24 protein-coding genes are annotated in these 26,509 nt (G+C 62.6%); 15 read left to right on the top strand and 9 right to left on the bottom strand.

The window, feature by feature from the left end; genetic code table 11:
• The first annotated feature begins 114 nt into the window (after positions 1-114).
• Complete coding sequence (locus NMAG_RS08280) at positions 115-309, top strand: YgaP family membrane protein (RefSeq protein WP_004215657.1); 195 nt, start codon at positions 115-117, stop codon at positions 307-309.
• A 105-nt stretch (positions 310-414) separates the two neighbouring features.
• Here NMAG_RS08280 and upp read toward each other — a convergent pair whose 3' ends face one another.
• A complete protein-coding gene (upp, locus tag NMAG_RS08275) occupies positions 415-1,092 on the bottom strand; it encodes a uracil phosphoribosyltransferase (protein WP_004215659.1) in 678 nt (225 codons plus the stop codon).
• Between the two features lie 178 nt (positions 1,093-1,270).
• Here upp and NMAG_RS08270 point away from each other — a divergent pair, with 178 nt between their 5' ends.
• The 6 genes from NMAG_RS08270 to NMAG_RS08245 all read left to right on the top strand — a co-directional run bounded on the left by NMAG_RS08270 (position 1,271) and on the right by NMAG_RS08245 (position 7,350).
• A complete protein-coding gene (locus NMAG_RS08270) occupies positions 1,271-1,993 on the top strand; it encodes a DUF5828 family protein (protein ID WP_004215660.1) in 723 nt (240 codons plus the stop codon).
• A gap of 148 nt (positions 1,994-2,141) precedes the next feature.
• A complete protein-coding gene (locus NMAG_RS08265; protein WP_004215661.1) occupies positions 2,142-3,029 on the top strand; it encodes an ABC transporter permease in 888 nt (295 codons plus the stop codon).
• Between the two features lie 62 nt (positions 3,030-3,091).
• On the top strand, positions 3,092-4,099 hold the full coding sequence (locus NMAG_RS08260) for an ABC transporter ATP-binding protein (protein WP_004215663.1): 1,008 nt from the start codon (positions 3,092-3,094) through the stop codon (positions 4,097-4,099).
• Positions 4,096-4,947: an ABC transporter permease gene (locus tag NMAG_RS08255; protein WP_004215664.1), complete on the top strand. Its 852-nt coding sequence runs from the start codon at positions 4,096-4,098 to the stop codon at positions 4,945-4,947. The genes NMAG_RS08260 and NMAG_RS08255 overlap by 4 nt, the downstream gene beginning before the upstream one ends.
• 218 nt (positions 4,948-5,165) lie before the next feature.
• On the top strand, positions 5,166-6,359 hold the full coding sequence (locus NMAG_RS08250) for an inorganic phosphate transporter (RefSeq protein ID WP_004215665.1): 1,194 nt from the start codon (positions 5,166-5,168) through the stop codon (positions 6,357-6,359).
• A 112-nt stretch (positions 6,360-6,471) separates the two neighbouring features.
• Positions 6,472-7,350, top strand: coding sequence for a hypothetical protein (locus tag NMAG_RS08245; RefSeq protein ID WP_004215666.1), 879 nt, complete (start codon positions 6,472-6,474; stop codon positions 7,348-7,350).
• A gap of 255 nt (positions 7,351-7,605) precedes the next feature.
• Here the strand turns inward: NMAG_RS08245 and NMAG_RS08240 are convergent, their stop codons facing one another.
• A complete protein-coding gene (locus NMAG_RS08240; protein ID WP_004215667.1) occupies positions 7,606-9,039 on the bottom strand; it encodes a hemolysin family protein in 1,434 nt (477 codons plus the stop codon).
• Between the two features lie 102 nt (positions 9,040-9,141).
• Here NMAG_RS08240 and NMAG_RS08235 point away from each other — a divergent pair, with 102 nt between their 5' ends.
• The 3 genes from NMAG_RS08235 (at position 9,142) to NMAG_RS08225 (ending at position 10,664) form a co-directional block, all read left to right on the top strand.
• Positions 9,142-9,486, top strand: a complete 345-nt coding sequence (locus NMAG_RS08235; RefSeq protein WP_004215668.1) for a glutaredoxin family protein — start codon at positions 9,142-9,144, stop codon at positions 9,484-9,486.
• Positions 9,486-10,001, top strand: a complete 516-nt coding sequence (locus NMAG_RS08230; protein ID WP_004215669.1) for a redoxin domain-containing protein — start codon at positions 9,486-9,488, stop codon at positions 9,999-10,001. The genes NMAG_RS08235 and NMAG_RS08230 overlap by 1 nt, the downstream gene beginning before the upstream one ends.
• Positions 10,002-10,073: 72 nt before the next feature.
• Positions 10,074-10,664 (top strand): L-threonylcarbamoyladenylate synthase, encoded by a 591-nt coding sequence (locus tag NMAG_RS08225; protein WP_004215670.1) that lies wholly within the window; start codon positions 10,074-10,076, stop codon positions 10,662-10,664.
• Between the two features lie 29 nt (positions 10,665-10,693).
• On the opposite strand, the gene NMAG_RS08220 is transcribed toward NMAG_RS08225, so the two are convergent.
• Together NMAG_RS08220 and NMAG_RS08215 are read right to left on the bottom strand one after the other, a co-directional pair.
• On the bottom strand, positions 10,694-11,377 hold the full coding sequence (locus NMAG_RS08220) for a CRISPR-associated protein Cas4 (protein ID WP_004215671.1): 684 nt from the start codon (positions 11,375-11,377) through the stop codon (positions 10,694-10,696).
• 90 nt (positions 11,378-11,467) lie between these two features.
• Positions 11,468-12,058, bottom strand: a complete 591-nt coding sequence (locus tag NMAG_RS08215) for a hypothetical protein (protein WP_004215672.1) — start codon at positions 12,056-12,058, stop codon at positions 11,468-11,470.
• Between the two features lie 180 nt (positions 12,059-12,238).
• On the opposite strand from NMAG_RS08215, the gene NMAG_RS08210 reads away from it, so the two are divergent.
• The gene (locus tag NMAG_RS08210; protein ID WP_004215673.1) at positions 12,239-14,452 is read left to right on the top strand and encodes a (Fe-S)-binding protein; all 2,214 of its coding nucleotides are present in this window, start codon (positions 12,239-12,241) and stop codon (positions 14,450-14,452) included.
• A 250-nt stretch (positions 14,453-14,702) separates the two neighbouring features.
• Positions 14,703-15,932 carry an ArsR/SmtB family transcription factor gene (locus NMAG_RS08205; RefSeq protein WP_004215675.1) on the top strand — a complete coding sequence of 410 codons (1,230 nt, stop codon included), beginning with the start codon at positions 14,703-14,705 and terminating at the stop codon, positions 15,930-15,932.
• A gap of 290 nt (positions 15,933-16,222) precedes the next feature.
• Here NMAG_RS08205 and leuS read toward each other — a convergent pair whose 3' ends face one another.
• The 4 genes from leuS to pheA form a co-directional block, all read right to left on the bottom strand.
• A complete protein-coding gene (gene leuS, locus NMAG_RS08200) occupies positions 16,223-18,892 on the bottom strand; it encodes a leucine--tRNA ligase (RefSeq protein WP_049939267.1) in 2,670 nt (889 codons plus the stop codon).
• A 274-nt stretch (positions 18,893-19,166) separates the two neighbouring features.
• Entirely contained in the window at positions 19,167-19,589 is a 423-nt protein-coding gene (locus tag NMAG_RS08195; RefSeq protein ID WP_004215679.1) for an Hsp20/alpha crystallin family protein, read from the bottom strand.
• A 95-nt stretch (positions 19,590-19,684) separates the two neighbouring features.
• Complete coding sequence (locus tag NMAG_RS08190; protein WP_004215680.1) at positions 19,685-20,140, bottom strand: peroxiredoxin; 456 nt, start codon at positions 20,138-20,140, stop codon at positions 19,685-19,687.
• 275 nt (positions 20,141-20,415) lie between these two features.
• The gene (pheA, locus tag NMAG_RS08185) at positions 20,416-21,234 is read right to left on the bottom strand and encodes a prephenate dehydratase (protein WP_004215681.1); all 819 of its coding nucleotides are present in this window, start codon (positions 21,232-21,234) and stop codon (positions 20,416-20,418) included.
• 346 nt (positions 21,235-21,580) lie between these two features.
• On the opposite strand from pheA, the gene NMAG_RS08180 reads away from it, so the two are divergent.
• A complete protein-coding gene (locus tag NMAG_RS08180; protein ID WP_012996564.1) occupies positions 21,581-22,417 on the top strand; it encodes a bacteriorhodopsin in 837 nt (278 codons plus the stop codon).
• 110 nt (positions 22,418-22,527) lie between these two features.
• Here the strand turns inward: NMAG_RS08180 and NMAG_RS08175 are convergent, their stop codons facing one another.
• Positions 22,528-22,836: a non-histone chromosomal MC1 family protein gene (locus NMAG_RS08175; RefSeq protein ID WP_004215683.1), complete on the bottom strand. Its 309-nt coding sequence runs from the start codon at positions 22,834-22,836 to the stop codon at positions 22,528-22,530.
• Positions 22,837-23,072: 236 nt separating this feature from the next.
• On the opposite strand from NMAG_RS08175, the gene NMAG_RS08170 reads away from it, so the two are divergent.
• Both NMAG_RS08170 and NMAG_RS08165 read left to right on the top strand, forming a co-directional pair.
• Positions 23,073-23,270, top strand: a complete 198-nt coding sequence (locus NMAG_RS08170; RefSeq protein ID WP_004215684.1) for a hypothetical protein — start codon at positions 23,073-23,075, stop codon at positions 23,268-23,270.
• A gap of 238 nt (positions 23,271-23,508) precedes the next feature.
• Positions 23,509-26,508 (top strand): M14 family metallopeptidase, encoded by a 3,000-nt coding sequence (locus tag NMAG_RS08165; RefSeq protein WP_004215686.1) that lies wholly within the window; start codon positions 23,509-23,511, stop codon positions 26,506-26,508.
• Position 26,509: the final 1 nt, after the last annotated feature.

Below are 26,509 nucleotides of genomic sequence, written 5' to 3'. Positions count from 1 at the left end.
ACGCAACTGCAGCGCGATCCGTTGGCACACCACGACTATACCGCAATCTCACTGCGACTACACCGCGCGATTACAGGGGCCAGACATAGGATCACAGTGCGTGTAGGCTGGGGCATGAACCCAAACGTTGGCGGCTCCGATCGTGCCCTTCGAGTCGTCGTCGCAACTGGACTGCTCTGCTTCGGGTACAGCAACCGAGAGCAAACGGTCGGGACGCTCGCGTTCATCGCAGGAAGCGATCTGCTCGCGACGGCGATTATCCAGCGATGTCCGTTGAACGCGCTGTTAGGGATCGATACCTGCCCGTGAGAACGAGTGACTGCACCGCCACGTCTCGCATGGACTCGAGTACAACGACTGCCAGCTGTGCGGGGACGGCTTCCGATTGGTGGAGGGCGAACTCCAGTCAGGGATTCAGGTCGTTCGGAACGCCCGGTCGCCGGCGTCGCCCAGGCCGGGAACGATGAAGCCATCGTCGTCGAGGTAGTCGTCGATCGAAACCGTCAGCAGGTCGGCTTCGGGGAACTCGTCGTCCACGCGGAGGAGTCCCTCGGGTGCCGAGACGGCCGAGAGCACGATCAGGTTCTCCGGCTCCGGAGAGTTCTCGATGACGTGGTCGAGAACGGTACACATCGTACTTCCAGTCGCGAGCATTGGGTCCGCGATGATGACCGTGTCGTCCTCGGTGATCTCGGGCAGCTTGACGTAGTCGACCGTGATCGGGAACGAGCCGTCGTCCTCGCGGCCGGCCTCTTCGTCGCGGCTCGCGCTGATGACGCCCTGCCGTGCGCGCGGGAACGCCTTCAGTAGCCCCTCGACGAACGGCGTCGCCGCACGAAGCACGTTGATGATGACCACGTCGTCGAGTCCGCGCACCTGTTCGCCCATGGTCGGCTCGAGTGGCGTATCGATTTCAACGTACTCGGTTTCCATGCGGCCGTCGATGATCTCGTAGCCACAGATCCGGCCGAGTTTGACGAGCCCCTTGCGGAAACTGACCTGCTCGGTCTGAACGTCTCGAAGCTGTGAGAGCGTGTGCTTTGCGAGTGCGTGCGTGACGAGATACGCATCGTCGCGGTCTTCGATTGGCATATTCGTATGGCCACCCGCGGGATAGTTCACACTGTCGATCAGCCGCGACGAGTACCGGACTGTGTGGGTCTCGTGGGCTGTCACTGCCTGTCAGCCCGACAGCGAAAGCTGACTGCTGCGATAGATGACGCAGCGAAGAAGTTTATACCAGTCCGTGTCTTACTACCCGCTCACTCGAATGGAAGAGAGCATCTCGGGATTCAAAGTTCGCGGCGAGTGGGCCGACGTCGTCGAACACGGCGAGCGCATCACGTACGCCTTGCGCGACGAGGGTGTCCACGATCCCGACCACGACTACGGCGCACGGTTCGCGCGGGCGTTCGACGAGTGGGACGAGTGGCGCCCCAAAGCCCACGAGACCCTCGAAGCTGACGTCAGCGAGAAGACCGCAGAGCAGGCCAGCGTCGAAGAGGGCAAAGGCGAGAAAGCAGGGAAAGAACCCGACGAGGACATCAAAACTGCCGGCGAGAAGATCACCGCGTCCTACGAGCAACTCGAGGACGACGATGCTGAGGCGGCGATGGACAACTGGAAGGAGTCGATCGATTACGTCGCTCGCGCGGCCGATTCGGCGGGACGGAAGGCCCTGCGTCGGGTTGAGGACACGGTGTATCAGAACGTGATGACCCAGCTCGCGCCGTACTACTTCGACAACGAACTCATCAGCGCGAACGTCCAGCAGGCGGCGCGAAACAGCAACAATAGTGAGCGGTTCGTTTTCGAGGTCAACGTGAACGACGACGATCTCAAGGACCGCGTCTCGGATCGGCTTGCCGAACTCGACGACGAGATCGACCGCTGGCACGTCGAAGTCGAGAAGGATACGGACGCTGCAGAGGCGATCGAGGGGGCAGAGCCGCCACCGGAGGCGGAGGACGGATCGAAGTCGACGACGAACTGAGCGGTTAGTTCGGTTTATCGGTACGCCCCTCCTCACTGTCGGCCTGTTTTTGCGACACCTACGGGGTGGTGCGATCTGTGATCGAGTCCATGGTCATGCGAACACACATATTATTTTACCCCACACCGAAATAATTCAAAAAGACCGAATGGGTCTGATTCACTACTGCCGTCAAAAGTGTCCTGCAGTACCACTCGTTCGGGCCGATCTCACCGACCTCGTGCGCTCGAATCTGCTCTGGATACTCACCGGACTCCTCGTCGTCCTCGTTCTCGCGAACTGGGCCGCAGACCCGACGATGATCGACGCCAGTTCACAGTCGTTCCTCCTCGTCCTCCTCCAGTTCACTCACTGGCTCCCGCTGTTCGCCATCGTCATCGGCTACGACGCCGTCGTCCGACTGCGCGAGTCGGGACGCGTTCGACTTCTCCTCGGGCAACCGACCACACGACGTTCCCTCGTCATCCAAGCGTTTCTGGCCCGAGTAATCGCCTTTCTCGCCGTCCTCTCGGCCGCAATCCTGGTCGTACTCGTCCTCGTCGTCACCCAGACTGGCAGCGTGGGTGTACTCGAGTTCGTCGCCGGCGTCGGATCGGTGGCGCTCTACGGTCTCGCGTGGCTCGGTGCGACCGTCGGCGTCTCCGCGATGGCCGCGTCGGGACGGCAGGTGATCGGTGTCATGCTCATCGCCTACACGCTCTTGCTCGCGCTATGGGAGCCGTTTGTGGCCAGAGTGTTGGCACTCGCGGTAACTGGCTCGGGAGAACTCGGCGGGCTCATCGAGTTTGCCGATCCAGCCGTCGTGACGTATGCCGAGGGAGCGACGTGGTTCCTGTACGCGTTTCGACTTGGACCTGCGGAGGCGTTCACGGGAACCGTGTTTTACAGCTACGAGGTGCTTCAGGCGGTTGTCTCCGGCAGCTCAGTCGCTGTGCCACACGGCCCGAATCTGTTCGGTGTCGGCGTGTTGCTCGCATGGCTGGCGCTGCCGCTGCTCGTCGGTTCCTGGTGGTTCCAGCGTGTGGACCTCGAATGAGTCAAACCGTTCGTGACCCAAACGACTTTAATTCAATATGTAAAGGAGATAGTTGAGAATAAATGACTGCGATAGAGACGGACGATCTCACGAAACGATACGGTGACCTTGAGGCAATCTCTGACGTGAACCTGACCGTCGAACGCGGCGAAATAGTCGGCTTTCTCGGGCCGAACGGGGCCGGTAAGTCGACGACGATCGACGTGCTGCTCGACTTCATCCGGCCGACGGCGGGACACGCGTCGATTCTCGACGACGACCCCCAGGAGAACCCGCGTGCAGTTCGCGAGCGAATCGGAATCCTCCCCGACGAGTACAGCCTCTACGACCGACTGACCGGGCGCGAACACGTCGCGTTTGCCATCGAGATGAACGATGCCGCGGACGACCCGGACGAAATCCTTGAGCGGGTCGGACTCGCCGAGGCCGCGGATCAGCGCGCCGGCGACTACTCGAAGGGAATGTCCCAACGACTCGCACTCGGGATGGCACTCGTCGGCGAGCCCGACGTGCTGATCCTCGACGAACCGTCGTCCGGAATCGACCCGAACGGGATGCACGAGATTCGAGCTCTGCTTCGCGAGGAAGCCGACCGCGGCGCGGCGATTTTCTTTTCGAGTCACGCACTCGAGCAGGTAGAGGCGATCTGCGATCGCGTATGCGTCCTCGACGACGGCGAGTTGCTCGCGGTCAGTACGGTCGAGAACTTGCGGGACTCTCTGGACTCGCGATCGGTGCTCGTGCTCACGCTCGACGCCGACCCCGGCCCCGGCCCCGACCCCGACCCCGGTCTGTTGGAACTCTCCGACGTGACGGACGTCGAGCGAACCGGCACCACGCTTCGTATCGAGTGCGCCGATCCCGGCGTGAAGTCGGCGGCCATCAGTCGCGTCGAGGACACTGGCGCATCCGTCGTCGACATCGATGTCGAGCAGGCCTCACTCGAGGACCTGTTCGCTGCACTCACGACTGACTCGACTGACTCGATTGACTCGACTGACTCGATTGACTCGACTGACTCGACTGAGGATATCGAGCCAATCGAGACACCGAGCGGTGAGAGTGCGTGAGTGCGACGCTGCAAATCGCCCGTGCGGAGGTCACCGACGCGATCCGATCGCGGGTGCTCTGGGTCGTGGCCGCCGTTCTCGGCCTGTTCGTCATCACACGGCTGTGGCTCTACGGCGACCTGCTCGCGGGAACGACGTACCCCTTCCTGTCGACGTTCGACACGTTCGCGGAGTTCGTCCCGCTGCTCGTGATCATCCTCGGCTATCGAGCGGTCGTCGGTGAGCGAGATTCAGGTCGAATCCGTCTTCTCCTCGGCCAACCGGGGCGTCGCCGGGATATCGTGACTGGAAAATACGTCGGCCGCGCCGCGACGCTCCTCGCCGTCGTTCTCGCCGTCGCACTTCTGCTCTCGGCGTTCGTCGTCGCGCAGTTCGGGACGGACGGGCCGACAGAAATTGTCGGCGGCCTCGCCGTGCTCGTCCTCTACACGTTCGCGTGGCTCGGCGTGACGGTCGGCGTCTCGAGTACCTTCGCCAGCGAGACGCGAGTGGTCGGAATTTTGATCGGGCTCTATGCGCTGTGTGTGGTCCTCTGGGACACCCTCGTCATCTCGCTCGTTTCGCTCGTCGTGACCGGGCAGACCGATACGGGCGTGGACCCCCTCGCAGGTCGGTTTGCTACACTCGAGGAGCCGGCGTGGTTTCTGTACGCAAACCGGCTGAATCCGTTGCACGCGTTCGACGGGGCGCGATACTACGTTCCCGATCTGCTCGATATCGCCTTCGTCGGCGGGACGACGACGGCTCCGCACGCGCCGAATTTGTTCGGTCTCGGCGTGCTGCTCGCGTGGGCGACCGTTCCGGTTTTGGTGGGCTACTGGTGGTTCCAGCGCGCGGATCTCGACTGAACGGTCCGCGCTCGTGCGACGAGGGCGTGGTTGTCTCCGTTCGCACCTTGCTGGTCTCCCTGTTCCTTGCCTATCTCCCTCCGTTCTCGTTCGATCCGTGCCGAACCGATCCCACGCCTCGACCCAAATGAGTTCACTACTCAACCCACCAGGGCCAACGTTCTCCAGCAACCGCAGGCCGGCACACACTTGTAGTACCCACTGGAAAGCCCGAATAGATGGTCGAAATCGCGACGATCGCCACGTTCCTGATCGCCGCCCTTGCGAGTCTCTTTATGGCCTGGGCGATCGGTGCTGGCTCGAGTGGATCGACGCCGTTTGCGCCCGCAGTCGGTGCGAACGCGATTTCGGTGATGCGAGCCGGCTTCTTCGTCGGTATCCTCGGATTTAGCGGCGCGGTATTACAGGGTGCGAACGTCTCCGAAGCAGTCGGGACGGAGCTTATCGGTGGCGTCGTCCTCTCGCCGAGTGCGGCGACGATTGCACTGATCATTGCAGCCGCGCTGGTCGCGATCGGCGTCTTCGCGGGCTACCCTATTGCGACGGCCTTCACCGTCACCGGGGCCGTCGTCGGCGTTGGGCTCGCGATGGGAGGGACCCCTGCCTGGCCGAAGTACATCGAGATTGCGACGCTGTGGATCCTCACGCCGTTCGTCGGCGGCGGTCTCGCCTACACCATCGCGCGGTTGCTTCGCAGCGAGCCGATCTCGGAGACGTACCTGATCGTTGGTCTGGCCGCCTTCGTCGGCGTACTCGTTGCGAACATCGAGTTCGCGATTCTCGGCCCCGCTGAGGCAGGCGGTGCGTCGATCGCGCAGGCTTCGAGCGGCTGGGTTCCTGGTCCCGACCTCGCGGGCGTCGTCGTCGTGACGGCGATCATCGCCGTGTTGTGGGGCGGTGCGGTCGGCTTCGACCTCCGTGGCGATGTCGAACGCGGTGAACGACATTTCCTGCTCGTGCTGGGTGCACTCGTGGCCTTTTCCGCGGGTGGCAGCCAGGTCGGGCTGGCGATCGGCCCGCTGATTCCGCTCTCAGACGACGTCGGCCTGCCGCTGATCGCCTTGCTCCTCGGTGGCGGGTTCGGCCTCCTGCTTGGCTCCTGGACGGGCGCGCCGCGGATGATCAAAGCGATCGCACAGGACTACTCCTCGCTCGGGCCGCGGCGGTCGATCGCTGCGCTCATCCCGTCGTTCATGATCGCTCAGGCAGCAGTCCTGTTTGGCATTCCGGTCTCGTTCAACGAAATCATCGTCAGTGCGATCATCGGGAGCGGGTACGCCGCCGCTGAGGCCGGTGGAGGCGTGAGCGCACGCAAGATGGGCTATACCGTCCTCGCGTGGATCATCTCACTCGCTGGTTCGGTTCTCATCGCCTACGGTGGGTACACCATCCTCGACGTTCTCCTCCTCTGACGTTCTCCACGCGGCTACAGCGAGGTCTTTCGCCTCGCTACCACTGTAACGACAGGACCGACAGCCGGGTAGACATCGAACAGTCTTTACACGACCGGCGGCGAGTTCAGCTATGGAGGAGGACGCGAACGCGCAATCGAACTCGACTGCGACACCGGGCACCACCACCGGTTCGGACTCAACTCCGCAAGCGAACGTGGGGCCGGACACGAGTACGAGTGCGACACCGGTCCCTGATGACCTCGATGGGGTCGACGACATCGATCCCGACCGCTCTGGAGACGGCCCCATTCAGTGGCGGCGCGACGCCTCGACCTCGCGGACTATCTGGCTCCTGTGGTCACTCGGCGTCGGCACGTTCTTCGCTACCATCTCGATCATCGTCTTCTGGCGGGTGTACGACCTCGCGGGACAGACCGGTGGTCAATCGGTCATCGTTGCACTCACCGCCGCGATCGTCGTCACCACACTCGTCCTCATACTCGCCGGGAACACCGAACAGCGAGTGCGCGCCCTCGCCGACTCGCTGCCCGTCCCGATCCCGTCCGGTCGCAGCCTCGAGCGTGCGATCGATGCCGCCATCGGCACCCTGATCATGGCCGGCGTGATCGGCTCGCTGATGCTCGTCGGTCGGTACGTCTCGCAGAACGAACTGCTCGCTACCGGTGCCGGCCCGTTCACTGGGCTCGCAGCGCTGTTTATCCCGCTCGCGCTGGTCGCACTCGTTCTCGCATCCTTCCTGCGATCCATTGGCGCGCTCGATCGGGAAGAACAGGCGATCTACCTCTACGACCCCGAGCAGGCGATCGATCTCCACCTGATCGAGTCGGTGTCGACTCGACAGATCGGTGACACGGTCGTCCTGACCTTCGAGTACGCCAAGCCTGACGGGACGTACGTGGCAGGACCGCGACGACTCGCGGTTCCGCCAGTGGTTGCGACAGAAATCGAGGGACTTATCGCCTCATCACGGACGGAGCCGACGGCGTAGCGTTCGAATTCGTTTCTCCTTCTCGAGGAGTGGTGCACAATCTGGGATCGACGTCGTTCCGTTGCGTCCGTGTCGGCTTGTGTTTGCTCCCCTGCCAGCTTGTGTTTGCACCTGCCACTTGTATAGTAACAACTGCAACTAGTTACACACTGATCGCCGAGCAGGCTGGCGATCAGGTGTGCAGTGACTTGCAGTGGCTACTATAGCTACACTCAACGAGTCTAACGGACAAACTCCGCTCAAACAGTGTGGCCGCTAGTTGCTTCCCACATCCCCGTTCCGGTTCCGGTTCCCGTTTCTGCTTCCACTTCCGTCACAGGTAACCGTCGACTGTTCACCGTCGTCCTCGTCGTGCTCCGTGAGTTTGCGCAACCGCGCTTTCATAATTCGCGTGTTCTCGACGCTTTCAACGGTGATCCGGACGCCGTCGTACGTGATCTCTTCGCCCTCTTCGACAAGGCGGCCCGCGCGGTTGAAGATGAAACCGGCGATCGTTTCGAACTCCTCTCCTTCGGGGAGGTCGATCTCGAGTGCCTCGTTGACGTCCTCGATGTTGACCTCGCCGCGGACCATCACGGTGCGTTCGTCGAGCTCTTCGATCGGGAGATCCTCGCCGCCTTCCAGGATTTCACCGATAATCTCCTCGACCATGTCCTCCATCGTCACCAGCCCCTCTGTGGTGCCGAATTCGTCGATGACGATGGCCATATGCATCCGGTTTTCGCGCATCTCGGTCAGGAGTTCGTCGACGTTCTTCGACTCGGGAACGTGCAGCGTCGGCTGGATGAGGTCCGCAAGTTCGAGATCCTCGGCTTCGGTCTCGCCGTAGTTGAGATCGCGGACGAGGTCGCGGATGTGGACGATTCCCTGGACGTTGTCGAGACTCCCCTCGTAGACTGGAACGCGGGCGTGGCCGCTCTGGATACAGGTTTCGATGGCCTCGTCGATGCTTGCATCCTTTGGCACTGCCGTCATATCGAGTCGCGGTGTCATCACCTCCTTGACGATGGTGTTGTTGAAACGGAAGATGCGCTGGAGCATCTCGTGTTCTTCTTCCTCGAGAACACCCTCCCGTTCGCCGGACTCGATCATCTCCTGAATCTCGTCGCGGGTGACGTACGGCGACTCGATTGCGCCGGTCGAGCCCGTGAGTCTGTTCACCTGTCGGGTGAGGTAATCGAAGAGGACGATAAGCGGGTAGAGGACGTATTCGGTGGCCTTCAGCGGCTTCGCGATCCGCCGTGCCCAGGATTCGGTGTTCTCGACTGCGTAGGACTTGGGGACGCTTTCGCCGAACAGGAGGACGATTGCCGTGATACCGAACGTCGCAAACAGCACTGCTGCGAGTCCGCCAAAGTACAGCCCCAGCAGGGCGGTCGCGATCGAGGACATCGCGATATTGACGATGTTGTTCCCGACGAGGATCGTCACGAGCAGCCTGTGTGGGTCGTCTTTCAGTTTCTTCGTCAACTCTGCCCCCTCGAGACCGTCCTCAACCATTCCCTCGAGCCGGTGTTTCGGCAGGTTGAACATCGCAATCTCCGAGGAGGAGAAGAAACCGGAGAGTCCGATGAGAACCGCAACTGTGAGCACGCCGAGAATGGTGACCGTCGTCTGCTCGAGTTCGAGCCCCACGACTGGGACCTCGTACAGCGCGACCCAGACCTCAGCGAGCGAAACCAGCGCCATTGATGTACAGCCTTCTCACCCGATCGGTTAACCGTTTACCATTTCAACCCCCATTTGCCCGCTGACGACACGTTTACCCGGCTGTTTCCCGAACGGCTGCACATGAGCGACACCACCAGCGATGTCGGTGATACGACCACCGGCCACGAGGCACCGATCACCTTCTACCGCCTGCAGGCCTGTCCCTACTGCGAGCGCGTCGCTCGCCTGCTCGAGGCGTACGAACTCGAGTACCAGTCGCGATTCGTCGAGCCGCTGCACTCGAAACGGGACGTGGTCAAGCGAGTCGCTGGCGTCCGAACGGTCCCAGTGATCGTCGACGAGCAGACCGGTGTGACGATGGCCGAGAGTGCGAACATCGTGGACTATCTGGAATCGACGTACGGCTCCGGTGACTCGTCTTCGTCCGAAACAGAGACCGGCGCAGCTGCCGGAGGTGACGACTGATGCCCGAATTCGATGTCGTCGATCTCGGTCCTGCAGACCACCCCGATACCGGTGAGTCGGCACCGGATTTCACCCGGCCGCTCGTTACGGACGAGTTCTGGGAAGACCGCACGCTCTCCGAACTCGTCGGTGAGGATGGCGGTGGCCAGACGATCGTCGTCTTCACGCCGATGATCGGCTCGTTTGTCGGCACCTACGTCTGGGAGGAACTGCGCGACCGCGACTGGGCCGACCGCGCTGACCGTGTCGTCGGCGTGACGGCCTCGACACCGTACGCCGTCTCGGAGTTTATTACCGAGACCGACGCCCCGTTCGACCTCTTTGCCGACCCGGCAAACGACGTGGCAGACGCCTACGGAATCTCGCACGACCTCGACGGAATGGCAGGTGTGAGCGAGCCGCGAGTCGCCTTCTTCGCCATCGACGACGAGATGACGATCACCGCCTCGTGGGTCGCTACCGACTGGCCCGAGTTCCCGGAGTACGACGAACTCGAAGCGGAGTTCGGGTTCTGACCCGGCGGAACGCGCTTGTCACTCGCTGGAACGCGGTACCCTTTTTGCGATACCGGCCCCAGTTCTCGTCAAATGTCTCCTCCCCCTCTCGACCGCGCCGCGGACGCCATCTGCGACGGCGACCTCGTCGTCTATCCCACCGAAACCGTCTACGGACTCGGGGCGGACGCACTCGACCCCGACGCCGTCGAGCGCGTCTTCGAGGTGAAAGGCCGTGACCGCTCCAAGCCGATCTCGCTCGCTGTGCCCTCGGTCCCGGCAGCGTTCGACTACGTCCGCACGACCGAGCGCGAGCGGCGGTTCATGGCCACGTTTCTCCCCGGTCCCGTAACGGTGCTCTGTCAACGACTCGAGAACGTCCCAGATGTGCTGACCGCGGGCGAGGACCGTGTCGGGATTCGTGTTCCAGACCAGCCGACCGCACTGGCGCTCTGTGAACGCGCTGGGACGCCGATCACGGCGACGAGCGCGAACGTGAGCGGGGCCGGAAGCGTTCGGCGACTCGAAGAACTCGACGACGGCCTTCGAGAATCGGTCGCTGCGGTGCTCGACGGCGGCGAAACGCCCGGCACGGAGAGCACTGTCGTCGATCCGTCGAGCGAGACGATCCACCGCCGCGGCGCGCTGGCCGACGAAATCGAGACCTGGTTCGCGACGCACTGACTCCCCGCGGGACGGACCCGTTTCTCTCCTCAGCCAAAGCCAAGGAGTGACCGCAGCGTCCGCGTCCGCACGCCACACTCCTCGGCGAATTCGCAGGACTCACACTTCGACCGGTTCGTCGTTCGTGCTGGCGGGCCGTCCAGTTCACGAACCGTCCGCAGCGCGCGTCGGTAGCGCGCTTTCCGGCGGGTCGTCAACTGAACAGCGCGGATAACGCCATAGGCTGGGTACTCGAGCCAGGCCCGTTCGATCGGCTGCTCGTGTTCCCAGGCGAGTGCCTTCGCGGCCGCGACGGCGTGAACCGTCTGTGGCTCCCAGACGCCCTGCTCCGGGGGTGCGCCGCTCGATATGAGTACCGGTTCCAGCGGGTTCGCGAGCGCCTTGTGCACCCGTCCGCGACAATCTTTCCCTGTAACGAGTACGTCTCGCTGGCTCGGGTTACAGAGTCGCTCCCAGTCGCCGCTTTCCTCGAGACGCTCGCGCGTTTCGGCCAGCGTCCGCTGGTAGTTGGCCGGCGGTCGTGCAATCGGTTCGGACTCGAGTACAGCCACGGACGACTCGAGCAGCTGCTCGTACCGTGTCGCCAGGGAACGAATTGCTTCGATGTCGGGTGGCAGATCGGGGTCGCAGTCGCGTGTCCGCTGGTAGTAGCACTTTCGGGGACAGTAGGCGGCGGTTCGGAGGTCGCTGAACGTGACGTGGGGGTGGCTCACGGCTCGTCTGGCCGAGTCTTCCTATAAAAGTCCGCGCAGTCTGCGGGGGCAGCCAATCGGAACGGCGCAGTCGGCAGTCGCGTCCTCGAGTTAGAAGTCGACGTTCGTCTCCATCCCTTCAGTCGCATCCTCGAGTCCGTCCTCGCGCACGTCGGTCGCCATCTGCGCCGAGAGGTCGGCGTCGGCAAGGATGCTGTCGAACTCGTCGCGGTAGCGGTCGTTTGCGGCGCGAGATTCGTCCTGTGCGGCCGCAATACGGCGGAAGCGACGGATCTCTGCGGCGCTCACGTCGTACTCTGCGGCGAGCGTCTCGTCGTCCTCGTCGCGGTTGCGAATCGCGACAAGGTCCACCTCGTCGGCGTCGTCCTCGCCGACGAGGTGGAGGGCCATGCGGGCCTCGAAGACGGTCTCGGGATCCATCCCATGGTCGTCGGCGATGTCTTCGTCGCTCTGGTCGTCGTAGAACGCCTTCGCGACCGCGATCAGGTCGTCGTCCGAGAGCGACGTCTCGAACTCGTAGCGCTCGCGCATCTGCGCGACGACGCTCTCGAGTCGCTCCTCGTCAGTCTGCTCGTCCTTCTCGAGTGACCCACGGGTGTCTTCCTGGGATTCGGTAATTGTCTCTTCGCCGTCGGTCACGTCGGTGAATATATCGCGGAGTTCTTCGGTTTTTTCGTTCATGGGTGGACACTCCCGATGGGAGGCTATTTAAGACTGTTGCCAGATAGCGTTGGGTGAAGCTGATGCATGGACAACAATTATAAACTTGAAAACGCAGGAATAATTTCCGCAAGAGGGCGCAGCGGTCGTCTCTCGCACAGTGTGGCAAGAATTAAGTTACGCCCCACCCCCTGATTGAACATGAACGTCATAGCACAGGCGAACGCAGGGAGGGAGACCTACCTGGGGATCAGTGACGTTGGGTACGTTCTGTTCTATCTCCTCGTAGTGTTGACTCTCACTGTCCTCGCGTATGGCGTGTACCTGCGATTTAACCGGTACGCGCAGGGCGATGACGATCCGTTCGCCCGTCTCGACGACCTGCCGAGTCGTATCGTGAGTTCTGCGAAGATCGTTCTCTCGAACGAGAAACAGTTCAACCGGGATCTCTACGGCGGGCTGATGCACTCGTTTATCCTCTGGGGCTTCCTGACGTTGCTCATCGCGACGCTCATCATCGGCTTCGAGCAGTACACGACCGAACTCATCTTCGGCATCGTCTTCTGGGAGGGTGATTTCTACCTCGCCTACCAGTTCATCGTTGACGCGATGGGACTGCTGTTCGTCGTTGGTATCGGGATGGCGATGTACCGTCGGTACTGGGTCCGCAACCACCGTCTCTGGGGCCGTCACACCTCGAACGAGGACGACATCTTCATCTGGACGCTGTTCGGCCTCGGCGTCGGTGGCTTCCTGCTTGAAGGTGCACGAATCTACGCGACCGGTATGCCCGACCACGAGGTCGTGAGCTTCGTTGGCTACGGCATTGCAATGGTCTTCCAGGCAATCGACGTGCCGACGACCGGTGCTGCACTCGAGGCGACGGTCAACGGCGTCGACTACAGCGCGGCAAGCGATCTCGGCTACAACGCCGAGACGATCCACTGGCTGTTCTGGTGGTCGCACTCACTGCTCGCGCTCTTCTTCGTCGCCTGGATTCCGTACGCCAAGCCGTTCCACATGATCTCCTCGTTCGCGAACGTCGTCACGGCCGACGAGAAGGCCGGTGCGCGTCTTCCGAACGTTCCGTCGGATCTGGACGCGACGAACGCCGAGTCCATCGACGACTTCACCTGGAAGGAGATTCTCGACCAGGACGCCTGTACCAAGTGTGGTCGCTGTTCGTCGGTCTGTCCGGCGAAGGCTTCCGACCGCCCGCTCGACCCGCGAAACGTCATCCTCGACCTGAAGAAGTACCGCGAGGAACTCGACGACGGCGGCGACGAGAAGCCGATTATCGCCGACGGCGGCACGAGCGTCATCAACACCGAGACGATGGAGTCCTGCATGGCCTGTATGGCCTGTATGGACGCCTGTCCGGTCGAGATCGAGCACCTCCAGTCCTTTACGCGGCTCAACCGCCAGATGACCGACCAGGGCGACATCGCCCCGAGCATGCAGGACGTCTTCCAGAACGTCATGCAGGACGGCAACACCTTCGGCGACTCGGCCCGCAACCGCGCCGACTGGGCCGACGAACTCGAGTTCGACGTGGCCGACGCCCGCGAGGAGGAAGTCGACTACCTCTGGTACGTCGGCGACTACCCGAGCTACGATGAGCGCAACAAGCAGGTTGCCCGCTCGCTCGCAACCATCCTGCAGGAAGCCGACGTCAGCTTCGGGATCCTCTTCGAGGACGAGAAGTACGACGGCAACGACATCCGTCGCGTCGGCGAAGAGTTCCTCTACGTCGAACTCGCCGGACATCACGTCGAAACCTGGGAGGACTGCGAGTTCGACAAAATCGTCTGTACAGACCCACACTCCTACAACACGTTCAAGAACGAGTATCCAGAGCTCGACTTCGAGGAGTTCGCAGACGATCCGATGATGCCGTTTGACTACACCGACGAGTGGAACGCAGACGGCGAGATTGACGTGCTCCACTGGACGCAGGCCGTGGAGGAACTCGTGCAGGGCGGTGCACTCGACCTGAGCGGGACCGAACTCGACTACACCGTCACCTACCACGACCCATGTCATCTGGGCCGGTACAACGACGAGTACGAGGCTCCACGTGACCTCATCCGTGCAACGGGCTGTGAACTCGACGAGATGCCGCGCAACCGCGACAACTCGTTCTGTTGTGGTGGCGGTGGTGGTGGTCTCTGGATGGACTTCGAAGAGGAGCCAAAGCCGAGCGAGGAGCGACTCCGCGAAGCCTTAGAGGACACCGACGCCGGCGCTGGAGTTGAAAAATTCGTCGTCGCCTGTCCGATGTGCATGACGATGTACGAAGACGGCCGCAAGACCGGTGGCTACGAGGACGACATCGAAATCGTCGACATCGCCGAACTCGTCGTCGAGGCGATCGGTGCACAAGAGAAGGCTAATCTCGAAGTCGCTGCCGACTAACGCGGACGGTCAGCCGTAGTGGTCCTCGAATGGGCCACGATTTCCTCACTCTCCGCAATCGTTTTTTCACGGTCCGTATCGACTAGGAACGAGAGTGAGCCCTCGCTGCTGAGCGCCGTCATCGATTGGTCGACTGGTTTCTCTCTTTCTCCCTCTCCGCTATCGACCCCATCACTGGTCCCTCCCACCGACTCAAACCACCATTTGACCACCCGGATACACTTTTGTCATCGAGTACGACGGTTCAGATATGGATCGACTTGCCGGCCGGCTCGTGCGCCGATTTCGCGAGGACGCCGACGAGCCAGCCGTCGTCGGACTCGAGGGCGAGGACGCAGACCAGCTGTTCGACGCCCTCGGCTCCGAAACCTCTCGTGCTGTGCTGGCCGCCTGCTACGCGGAGGGGCGAACCCGCTCTGAACTGGCCGCGGAACTCGAGACGAGTCTGCAGAACGTCGGCTATCACGTGGATAAACTCGAGTCGGCGGACCTGCTGGAGCCGGTCGAAACCCGGTACGGCGAGAACGGCCGGGAGGTCACGGTCTACGAGCCGTCGAAGCAGGCGGTTGTCATTGCGGCTGGTGAACCGGGATTCGTCGAGCGGCTCGCAGCCGCTGTCGACCGGCTGTTTGCACCGATCGCGCTCGTGAGTCTCGTCGCGCTGGTCGTTGGCGTGCTCGTCCGCGAACCGGCGCGGATCGGGATGCTCGCTGGCGACGACGCCGGGACGGTCGACACAGCGACCACTACCACCACTACAACTACAACCGCCGTCTCACCCGCCGTAACCGTCGCCGTCGCGACGTTCCTGCTCGGTTTACTCGTCGTTCTCGTGGCCGATCGACGTGGTGTGTTTGGACAGGACCGCGACTGGGAGGGGGGCCGTGGCAACAACCGTGCCGACTGTATTCGCGACCATGACCACGCCCGTGCCGACTGTCCCCGTACCCGCAATCACGACCGCGCCAACCGGGCCGGAACGGCGAAACTGCTCGTCGGCCGCCAACCGGACCTGACGAAACGATACGCGACCGTGATTCTGGCCGGGTCGCTCGCAACCTTCCTCGTCCTCGATCTCGCCGCCATCGGCACTGGCAGGTGGCTGACGCTCGCCTCGTGGATCGTCGTTCAGTGGGCGATTCCAGCCTGGCTGTTCGCGGCCGTCGCTGTCGCCGCGAGCAACGACGGTTTGTTCGCGAGCTGGGGCGTCGCGAGCGTTCCGTTCGTCGGTATCTGGGGCTACCTCGTCGCCGGCGACATCGTCAGGGGCGGTCCGGACACGATCTTGCTCGCGCTCGGCCCAGCCATTGTCGTGCTCGTCGCCATGCCACTTGGCTCCGTCGCGTACCTCGTCGGTCGGTTCATCGCCACGCGGCGACGAGCGGTGACACTGCCCGCGAGACGGACGCTTGCGATAATCCTCGCCCATCCAGTCGCCGCTGTCGCGATACTCGCGGCCTGGCTCTCTGTGATCGGTTGATTCCAGCCGGTGATTCCATCTCTCACCGTCCAGAACCCAGTGGTACGACTACAGCCGCCGAACTCCCCTCCGAGGACGCGGCTGTACTCGAGTTCGAGTAGTGCGCCGAGTTCATCATCGAGTGGCGCGCCAAGCTCGTCACTGGGGGCCGGACAATCGGCCTGTGCTGGTAGTGATTACTCCTCGACAGACGAACTCAGCGCCAAGACGAACCGAAAGCGGAACGCGAGCCACCAGCGGAAGAAACGGACGTGAAAATTGATTGCTTCGGGTAGCGTCGCGGCTCGGAGTCAGTCCTCGATCTCGATCGCCGGCCGTCCCGGTTCGGCGTTCTTCAGCACGCTCTCGTCGACCTCGTCTGCGTGGACGACCGAGACGGGCGCTTCGAACTCACGCTCGAGCAGCCACGCAGCGGACTCGAGTGCCTCGTGTTCTTCGTCGGGACCGAGCGTCATCGACAGGGCCTCGCGTTCGGCCTGCAGGTCCTGGCCGTAGTTGGCCGCGGCGTCGCCCTGTTCACGGATGTGGGATTCCTGCATCAGTTCGCCGATCAGGTTCGGTGCGTCGCTCTCGATGGCGATCTCGAGTGCGTCGTACTTCCAGTCGGGTGCGACGACGACGTCGATCGCCTGCGGGTCCTCGATGCCGGCGACGTCGATGATGTCGCGGACGTCCTCGCGGGTGTTTTCGACGAGTTGGCGGCGTTTCGTGACGTACTCGCGGTCGACCGTCGCGGTCGGCCACGGCGCGTCGACGACGAACTCGGTTTCGTCGCCGTCCTCGCCGGTGTCGAGTTCGGCGTACAGCTCTTCTGCCAGGTGTGGTGCGACGGGTGCGAGCAGGCGCACGACCGCCGAGAGGCCGCGCTCGTAGGTTTCTGCGTGGGGTTCGGTGTACGCCGCATACTGGCGCAGCGTCTGCACGAGGTCCTGGGTCTCGCGCAGCGCGCGGTTGAACGTCAGGTCGTCGTACTCGCCGCCTGCGATAGCGATCGTTGCGTCGATTTCGTTCGCGACGTAGCGCGCGGTGGCGTCGTCCTCGCCGGCAGGCTGCTCCGTGGCGAAGTCTTCGACCATCTCCTTCAGTCGCGTCAGGAAGGCGTTCGTCGAGCGCACGCCCTCCTCGCTCCAGTCGAAGTCGCGCTCGGGCTGGGCGGCCTGCATCATGAACAGGCGCGCGGTGTCCGCGCCGTACTCCTCGACGATGCGCTGGGGCGAGACCGTGTTCCCCTTCGACTTGGACATCTTCTCGCCGTCCAGCTGGACCATTCCCTGGGCGAGCAGGTTGGTGAACGGCTCGCGGTGTTCCAGGCCCTCGTGGTCCGCGAGCACCTTGGTGAAGAATCGCGAGTACAGCAGGTGCATCACGGCGTGTTCGATGCCGCCGACGTACTGGTCGACCGGCATCCAGTCGTTCGCACGCGCCAGGTCGAACGGTGCCTCCTCCAGGTCGGGCGAGACGTACCGCAGGAAGTACCACGAGGAGTCGACGAAGGTGTCCATCGTGTCCGTCTCGCGGGTCGCGTCGCCACCACACTCCGGACAGGTGGTTTGCTTCCACTCCTCGGCGGCATCTAGCGGGTTGCCGGTAGTGTTGATGAACTCAGGCAACTCGACGGGGAGTTCTTCCTCAGGCACGACGACTGAGCCACAGCTATCGTGGCAGTGAACGACCGGAATCGGCGTTCCCCAGTAGCGCTGGCGGGAGATGCCCCAGTCGCGAAGCTGGTACTGTGTGGTGTGCTCGGCGCTCTCGATGTCCTCAGTCAGGCGCTCGCGAGCCGTCTCGCTGCCGAGTCCGTCGTACTCGCCCGAGTTGACCAGCACACCGTCCTCGGTGAACGCTTCCTCGCTGATGTCCGGAACCTCCGGTTCCTCGCCCTCCTCAGGTTCGGGCGCGATGACGGGGACGATTTCCTCGCCCATCTTCTCGGCGAAGGCGTGGTCGCGCTCGTCGTGGCCGGGAACGGCCATCAGTGCGCCCGTTCCGACGTCCGAGAGGACGAAGTCCGCGACGTAGACGGGAATCTCCTCGCCCGTCACGGGGTTCGTCGCCGTCAGGTGGGTTGCGACGCCGTTTGGCTCGTCGCCCTCGGGGTCAGCCTCGTGCTCGATGAAGTGTCGGACATCTTCGTCTTCCTCGGCGGCCTGCTTGCTGATCGGGTGGTCCGGCGCAAGCGCGAAGAAGGTCGCGCCGTGGATGGTGTCGAGGCGGGTCGTGAAGGCCGTAACAGAGCCGTGACCGCCGATTTCGAACTCCACCTCGGCACCGTACTGGCGGCCGATCCAGTTGCGCTGCATCTGGCGGACCGAGTTCGGCCAGCCTTCCAGGTCGTCGATGTCCTCCAGCAGTTCGTCCGCGTACTCGGTAATCTTCAGGAACCACTGCTCGAGTTCGCGCTGCTCGACGGGGGTGTCACAGCGCCAGCAGAGTTCGGCCTCGCCCTCGACCTGTTCGTCGGCGAGGACGGTTTCACACTCGGGACACCAGTTGACTTCGGCGTCGCGGCGCTCGACGAGGTCTTCCTGGTGGAACCGGGAGAAGAGCCACTGGTTCCACTGGTAGTACTCGGGCGTGCAGGTCGCGATTTCTCGGTCCCAGTCGTAGCCAAAGCCCATCGCGCGCATCTGGTCACGCATCGTGTCGATGCAGTCGAACGTCCAGTCGCGTGGGTTGGTGTCGCGGTCTTTGGCCGCGTTTTCTGCCGGGAGGCCGAACGCGTCCCAGCCCATCGGATGGAGGACGTCGTCGCCGCACATTTGACGGTATCGGGCGTAGGCGTCCGTGATGGTGTAGTTTCGGACGTGGCCCATGTGGAGTTTCCCGGACGGGTACGGATACATCCCGAGGACGTACGTCGGATCGTCGACGTCGTCCGATGTCCGATACGCGTCCGCGTCGTCCCACGCGGCCTGCCAGCGTTGCTCGACTGCTGCGTGGTCGTATCCCGCGTCGCTCATTTGCTTATATAGCTCTGAGAGCGTCGAGGCTGTATAACTTTCCATCACTTGCCGGCGCTCGACGCCGTCTTCGTCCGTTTCCTTGCTTCCTGTGTTTGAATCCAGGTCAGTTCGCACGACCGAGCGAACATCCGGTCACTCGGCGACGAGGCCGGCGCTGCTGACTCGGTCAGCGTGACTCGTCGAATCGAAAAGCAGTGTTCGCGGTGTCGTGTCTGCTGTGGGGCTCTCTCGACTATTCGACTTCTCGACTACTCACCACTCGACTATTCGGCTACTCGATATCGATCTGCTTCGACTCCTCGTCAGTCGACTCTTTCGGCAGTCGAACGGTCAACACGCCGTTCTCGTAGCCGGCATCGACCGCGTCCTCGTCGACCGGATCCGGGAGTCGAATCTGGCGGTTTGCCGACTTTCGCGTCCGCTCGCGTCGGAGGTACCGCCCCTCGACGTGTTCTTCCTCCTCGTCCGTGCGGGTCGCCTCGAGACGGAGCGTCCCGTCCGTGAGCGTGAGGTCGATATCCTCGACGTCGTAGCCCGGCAGATCGGCCGTCACCACGTACTCGTCGTGGCGATCGGCGACATCTACCGGGACGGAGCCGGGTACCTGCAGGCCGCCGCCGGCCATCCCCTCCTCGACCTGCTTGCTGACGCGGTCGAGCATCTCCTCGATTTCGTCGAACGGGTTTCGGCGCATACCTGTGCGTAGGTGTTCGACAGGCATAAATTCTGCCCGCATACGAACAACAGAACCGTCGTTCCCATCTTCGGGTGCGATAGCCCTTACGCCACTCACTCTGGCAGCGTCACGAGCCCCTCGTCCATCGCATCAAGCAACACATCGCGCGCGTGCCCATCCGGATCGACGCTTTCGTACACCGCCTGCACCTCGCCGTCGGCGAGCAGAAACGTCGTTCGCGCAACCGCACCATCCTCAACGTCGACCTCGAAGGCAGCCGCGACCGCGCCGTCGGGATCCGCGAGCAGGTCGAACTCGAGTCCTTCCGCCTCGGCGAACGACTGGTGGGAGTCGACGTCGTCGGTCGAGACGCCGTAGACGTCGACGCCGGCCTCGCGGTAGGTGTCTCGCTCGCGCTGGAACTGGGTGGCCTCGGTCGTACAACCGGGGGTGTCGTCCCGCGGGTAGAAGTAGAGGACCGTCGGGTCGTCGAACGCAGGCGAGACTGTCTCGCCGTCCTGATTCGGTGCGGTCACGTCGGGTGCGTCGTCGCCTGTCTCGAGTGGCATGTCCGGTCGTACTGGGATCGTGCGGAAACGCGTTTCGGTGCGCCTGACTGCTGGTGCTGTGCGATACGGTAGGAGTCACTGACAGTTGCTCCGGTTGGAACGACCCGTCGAATCGGTTGTGTCGTGGAAAGAACTATAGTAGCCACTGCAAGTCACTGCACACCTGATCGCACGACTGCTGTGCGATCAGTGTGTAACTAGTTGCAGTTGTTACTATAGCGACCGAACAGGCCTCCTGCTAACAGTGTGGGCTGAGGACCTTTCGACCGACGCGGTCACTCGACGACGTGCTCGAGATCGTACGAGCCGAGTCGGCGGACCCACCCCTTCTCGGCGAGTTCCTCGAGTTCGGCAATCGCCTCGTTGGTCCGCGCCTCGTAGAGCCCCGCCTCGATATCGACGTGGAAGACGTAGTCTCCGAGTCGCCGGCCGCTCGGCCGGGACTCGACGCGGGTCAGGTTGATATCCCGGTCGGCGAACGGTTCGAGGAGTTCGAGTAGCAGGCCAGGATAGTTCGCGTTCGGGTAGACGACCAGCGTTGTCTTGCCGCCGCCTTTCGAGCGGTCCTCGGCGGGCGCGACGGCGAAGAACCGTGTCGCGTTGGAGTCTTGATCCTGGATGTCTTCGGCGAGGACCTCGAGTTCGGTGGCGTTGTCGGCGTTGGCGGGGTGGCCGATGCCGGCGATTGTGGGATCTTCGCGGGCGAACTCGACGCCCTGGGCCGTGCTCGCGACGGCTTCGAGCGTGGCGTCGGGATACTCGCGCTCGAGATAGGAGCGACACTGTGCAAGCGCCTGGGAGTGGCTGGCGATCGTTTCGAAGCCCGGCCCCTGTGCGAGGAGTGCGTGTTTGATCGGCGTGACGATTTCGCGGACGACGGCGACGTCGTACTCGGCGAGCGCGTCGAGACTCTCCGTGACGCTGCCCTCGATGCTGTTTTCGATGGGGATCACGCCGCGGTCGTACTCGCCGGTCGCGACGGCGTCGACGATCGAGGTGACGGACTGGCGAAAGTCGATTGCGTCTGCGTCGGCGATCGCCTGGGCCGCCCGGTGAGAGTAGGTTCCTTCTGGGCCGAGAGTCACTGCAGTCATCGCCTTCTGTTTGCCGAGAGACGGTCAAAATACCCGGGGTTCGAACGGACGATTGCCGGAGTTTGTATCGGTATGGTTGACTATCTCCACTCTGGCTCCCTTTTACCGTCCGTTCGTCCCTGCGCTCCCGACTCCGCCCGTGCTCACGTTACCGACTTTGTCCGTGCTCACGCTCCCGAATCGGCGATAACAGTTATCTCATGTCGAGACAGTCGTGTGCACATCCCGCTCTCACGACCGCTCTCCGAAGACGACCACAGATGACACGATCACACGCCCGTTCGAGACGATACTCGTTGCACCGCGTTCGACCACCGTCCACGTTCACACACAGCGGGGAGTCGTTATGATCGACATGTTCGTGCTGCTCGTGGTTTCGAGTATCGTCTTCATTTCGGCCGCAGCTATCTTCGTCGGCTACTCGAGAACCCTGCCCGACGGCCCGAATCAGTACGGCTACGCTGCAGCCGTCGCAGCCGGTTCGATGGGGCTGGCGTACGTCGTGATGGCCCTGGTAAACGGGATCTCCGGCGCGGACACGGACCTGTTTCGGTTCCTCGGCTACACCGCCATGTGGACCGTGATCGTCCTCGTGGTCTGTTCAGTTGCCGGTGTCGACCGACGGCTCACGCTGTTTTTGTTTGCCGCTGTCCTCGGCCGGCTCTGGATCACGCTCGGCAGCTGGTTCGTCGACGGTACCCTCGCCCTCGTCGCGACCCTCGGAACCTTCGCGGCCCTCGGGTTCGGGCTCTACCTCCTGTTCGGCCCCTTCACTCGTGCCGCGGCGGCACTCGAGTCTGAACGACGACTGCTGTTTAGCAAACTTAAGTATCTCATCGTGCTCGGCTGGGTCGGGCTGGTTGCGACCGGGATCATGGCACAAGGTGCGGGCCTCGCGGACGATTTCGTGGGACAACTGGTCGTGATCTACGTCGAGGTGATCCTCATCCTCGGCTTCGGTGCGATCGTAGTTCGGAGCCGCACGGCACTCTCACAGACGGCTGCTGCGACTGTGCTGCTCTCGATCGGAACCGACCGTGATCGCTCTCGGAGTCGGGACGGTTCGGGTGGGTCGAGCGGTTCTGGTGGTTCTGGCGGTTCTGGCGGTTCGGGTGGGTCGAGTGCTTCGGGCGGCCCAACCGATTCGGGTGACTCAGTAGAGCGAGCAGAGTACGCCGACTGAACAGCTGAGACGCCCTTCGACGGCTTCGTCCGATGGGTGAGAAAGCGCGAGCGCAGTGGCTACTCGTGATGTTACTCACTGCCCGATGAGTCGAAATCCTCGACAATACGTTACTCGTCCAGGTGATCGATACCTTTCTTGGAGACGTTCGCCTCCGTGATCTCGTTCGGCATCCAGTCCGGTTTGTCGTCGGGTGCCGTCTCTTCCCAGGCCCAGCCGTCGTAGATATGGACCTTGTCCGTCCCCTTCTCCCGGAGTCGGAGTTCGGTGCGGTCGGCCTCATCCTCACTGGAGCCGGGTTCGAGCCGACGAGCCGCCTTGAGTGCTGCCTGCCGTGGCGTGTTCCCAGAGAACACACTTTCTTCTTCACCGTTCGACGATCGCAGCGCGAAGTTTCGTTTACCGTCTTCTCGTACCATGGTTTTGCTCCATGCCAAACCAGCACACGGCCCGACATAAATATATCCCCGAAAATCGACCGACTGCGTCGGTATCTTTAAGTACGTACGCCAGTGACCTTCCCGCACTATCAGTTGTTCACATTGCGGTTCCGTCGTGTAATTGCTCGACCAACCGGTGTGTAACAAGGTTATTCGTCGAGGCGTCGAAAACACTTAAGTATATCCTACGGCGAAGTTCGGAATAGAATCCCGCGATGGTACGGAAAAAGAAGCTGAGTCCAAGCGGTGCGAAAGACGAAGACGGCAACTATCACAACGTCCACCTGAATCTCCACGAGGATGAACTCGCAGTCGCGGGGATGGATATCGGTGACGAAGTCTTTGTCCGCGTTCGGGACGGGAAAATCATCATCCAAAAAGCAGACGAGGACGACGTCGAACACGAATTCTAACTCGACACCACTTCTTCAGGCCGGTAGTGTATCGATTCTGACTGCCCCATACCCGAGAGCAGCGCCGCTGTAATACGCTTCTGAGCGTTGTCTCCGAACTCCGTGTTCAGTTACTCGTCGACGTCACACCGTCTGTTATTGTAAATATATGTATTCCAGTGACGTTCTCTCGTTCCACACTGTACTTATACGGAATTGTGATTGGTTATTTTCGTGGGTAACTCCCACAGGACCGAGAATGTCACACCATACAGACAACGAATACAGGACAATAGCCGACGGGACCGACGCACCGACTGAAACCGACGAGTCTGGTGTTCAAGCCACGTTTACCGACTCGACTGTCGACCGACGAACGTTCCTCAGCCTCTCTGTTGCAACCGGCGCTGCGCTCGCACTCCCCGGCAGCGCCACCGCCGACGTAAGTGACGACGTGCTCAGCGACGAACTCGAGTACGTCCTGAATCACACGCCTGCGGAGTACGAGGCTGCGACCAGCATCGTCTTCACCGATCAGGACGTCTTCGACGCGTTCGCGGACGAGTACGAGGAGGAGCCAGCCCCAGGCCGATCGCGCGCACCGAAGGCGGTCACTCGCGAGTCGCCAACACTGTCTGCACATGCACACCTTACGGCGTCAGAGGTCGAGGACGTGCTCGCGCTGGGTGATGGCGACGACGATGATGGTATCGACGCAATGAACTTCGCACCCGGTTCGAACCCCTGGTGGACGCTCGAGGAGCCCTACGCGGACGGCGTCTTCCCGCCAATCGAGGAGGCTCGCGACTACATCGCCTACGAGGAGACGGTGCAGGCACTCGAGTACATCGAGGACACGCATTCGGACCGCGTTCGGGTGCAGTCGATCGGCGAGTCGCCAGGGTGGACGAATCTGTACACCGACGAGGACGCCGATCCGCGGGACGTCTACGTTGCGGAAGTCACGAACGATGTGCAGGACGACTCGTCGTTCGCCGCGAAGGAGAAGGTCGTCTACTCGCTCAACATTCACGGCGACGAGCGGGCGGGAACGGAGGCTGGCTGTCGGCTGATCGAGGAAATCGCACGCGGCGAGGCGGACGATTTCGAGCACCTGCTCGACGATATCGTCTTGTTGTTCCTGTTTACGAACCCGGACGGCTGGGTTTCGCGCAAGCCACAGACCGAGATTCCGTGGGTTGCCGACCACAATACCAACTTCCAGCGTGGCAACGCGAGTACGTTCGAGGGGCAGCCAGTCGACACCAACCGTCAGTATCCGACGATGGGCTGGACGAATCCGAGCTTCCGGCCAGCGGAGCCGGAGGGTGCGCCTGAGGAGTTCCACGACCTCGTGCCTGACTCACTCGCCATCGTCGAGCACTTCCGCGAGTACGACAACGTGGCGTTCCTCTGTGACTACCACGGGATGTACACCGCGGATCACATGGTGTTCAACCTCGAGACGAACGCGCCGTTCGACCACGACGGCACGCACGACTTAGACGAGGTCAACATCCAGATCGGCGAGGGAATGCAGGAGTTCTGGGGAGACATCGATGCGGTCGCAGATGACATCGCCACGGCCGGCGAGGAGATGTACGGCTCGCCGTTCGTGCCGGACGGCGACAGCTACGGCGGCCTGTTCGACTGGGGAACGATCTACGACTCGCTGTCCTACCAGATCACTGGCGGCTTCCTCGGCTGGGCCGGCCAGCCAGCGGAGTTCGGCGGACTCGGTGCGATCACCGTCGCCCCTGAAATCATCCTCTCGAACCACTCTGTAGCGGCTCAGAAGGAGTGGATGCCCTACTGGACGCGCCACTACGAGGAGGCCTACCGGATCTCGATGCGCGAGTACGCTGCGATGACGGCCCGCGAGACGCACGCGACGGTCGAAACCGGTGGCCAGGACACTGCCTACGTCACGACGGACGAACTGACGCGCACCTCAGCTGAGCTGCCACACACCGACGACCAGCCCGGTCGCGGTGGACCTGGCCGTGGTGGCCCCGGACAGGGCCGTGGGAGAGGACAGGACCGTGCAACGTCGGTCCAGCGCCGCCACGAGGTCGTCCAGCCGGGTCCCGGCACCCAGTCACAGCTCAGCGCCGAGACGACCGCGGACTCTCACTCGCTGTTCGTCGACCTCGAGGGCGTCGGCAACGCGACCGAGGGAACCGTTCGCATCCGAAACCCTGACGGAACCGTCGTCCACGAGATCGACATCGACGCGAAGGCTGATCCGCGAAATCAGGCCGTGCGAACGCACGACTACGAGGAAATCTTCGTGCGCCGCCCCGAGGCCGGCCAGTGGACTATCGAGGCGGAGAGCGACGCCGAACTCAACGTCCTCACGACGGTCGTCGACGTGGCGGACGACGAGGAGATCCCGGACCCAGTGGAGGTGCTCGGCTACGAGCAGCGCGAGTACTCGGTCAACCCAATGGAGTTCTTCGCGGATCTCGACGATGACGTCGTCGACGGCGATATGGACGGCATGAGCGTCCACCACGTGAGCGTCGGCCGCCTCCTCCGGGGGAACTCCGGCATGCGCCACTACGACAAGGTCGTCGTCTCCCACGACGACGGCATCGACGACCCAGACTACATCGGTGCACTCGAGGACTTCGTTGAGGCCGGCGGGGATCTGATCCTCACGGATTCGGGTGTCAACCTGCTCGCGGTGCTCGAGACCGGTGGGGCCACAGCCATCACGGCCGACGACATCGCGAACATCCTCGTGCCGTTCGCCAATCTCGAGGATCGGGACTTCGACCACCCGCTGCTGGCCGGCATCAGAACCCGGCAGCAGGAGATCTGGAAGGGGTCACAGCTCGGCTACACGACTGGCGTCGACCAGCCTGCGACCATTGTCGATGTGGACGCCTTCGAGACGGCTGGCGGTTCCGTCGCCGGGACGTTCACCACGGCCGCGCTGCAGGACGGCGAATCGACCCAACTCGAGTCGGGTGTCGCTGCGGGGCTGCTTCCCGCAGCCGGCGATGGCGATGGGGCCGAAGGTGGAGACGGAAACGGAAACGGAAACGGAAACGGAAACGGAAACGGAGATGCCGGCGAAATCGCCGTCGTCGGCTCGGTGCTCCCACCGGCCCAGCAGACCGAACTCCATCCGTTCGGAATGGCGGACTACGCGGTGTCGTTCATGGGTCACACCCTGCTGTGTAACGCGCTCGGCTTCGAACAGCGTCGCTACGCTGATGGAGAACTGGTGAGAACGTACGGTGAGATACGGTAGA

Source organism: Natrialba magadii ATCC 43099, from assembly GCF_000025625.1.
Taxonomy (GTDB): domain Archaea; phylum Halobacteriota; class Halobacteria; order Halobacteriales; family Natrialbaceae; genus Natrialba; species Natrialba magadii.
The sequence above is the reverse complement of the archived record's forward strand: the minus strand, read 5'-3'. Positions and strand labels throughout refer to the sequence as shown.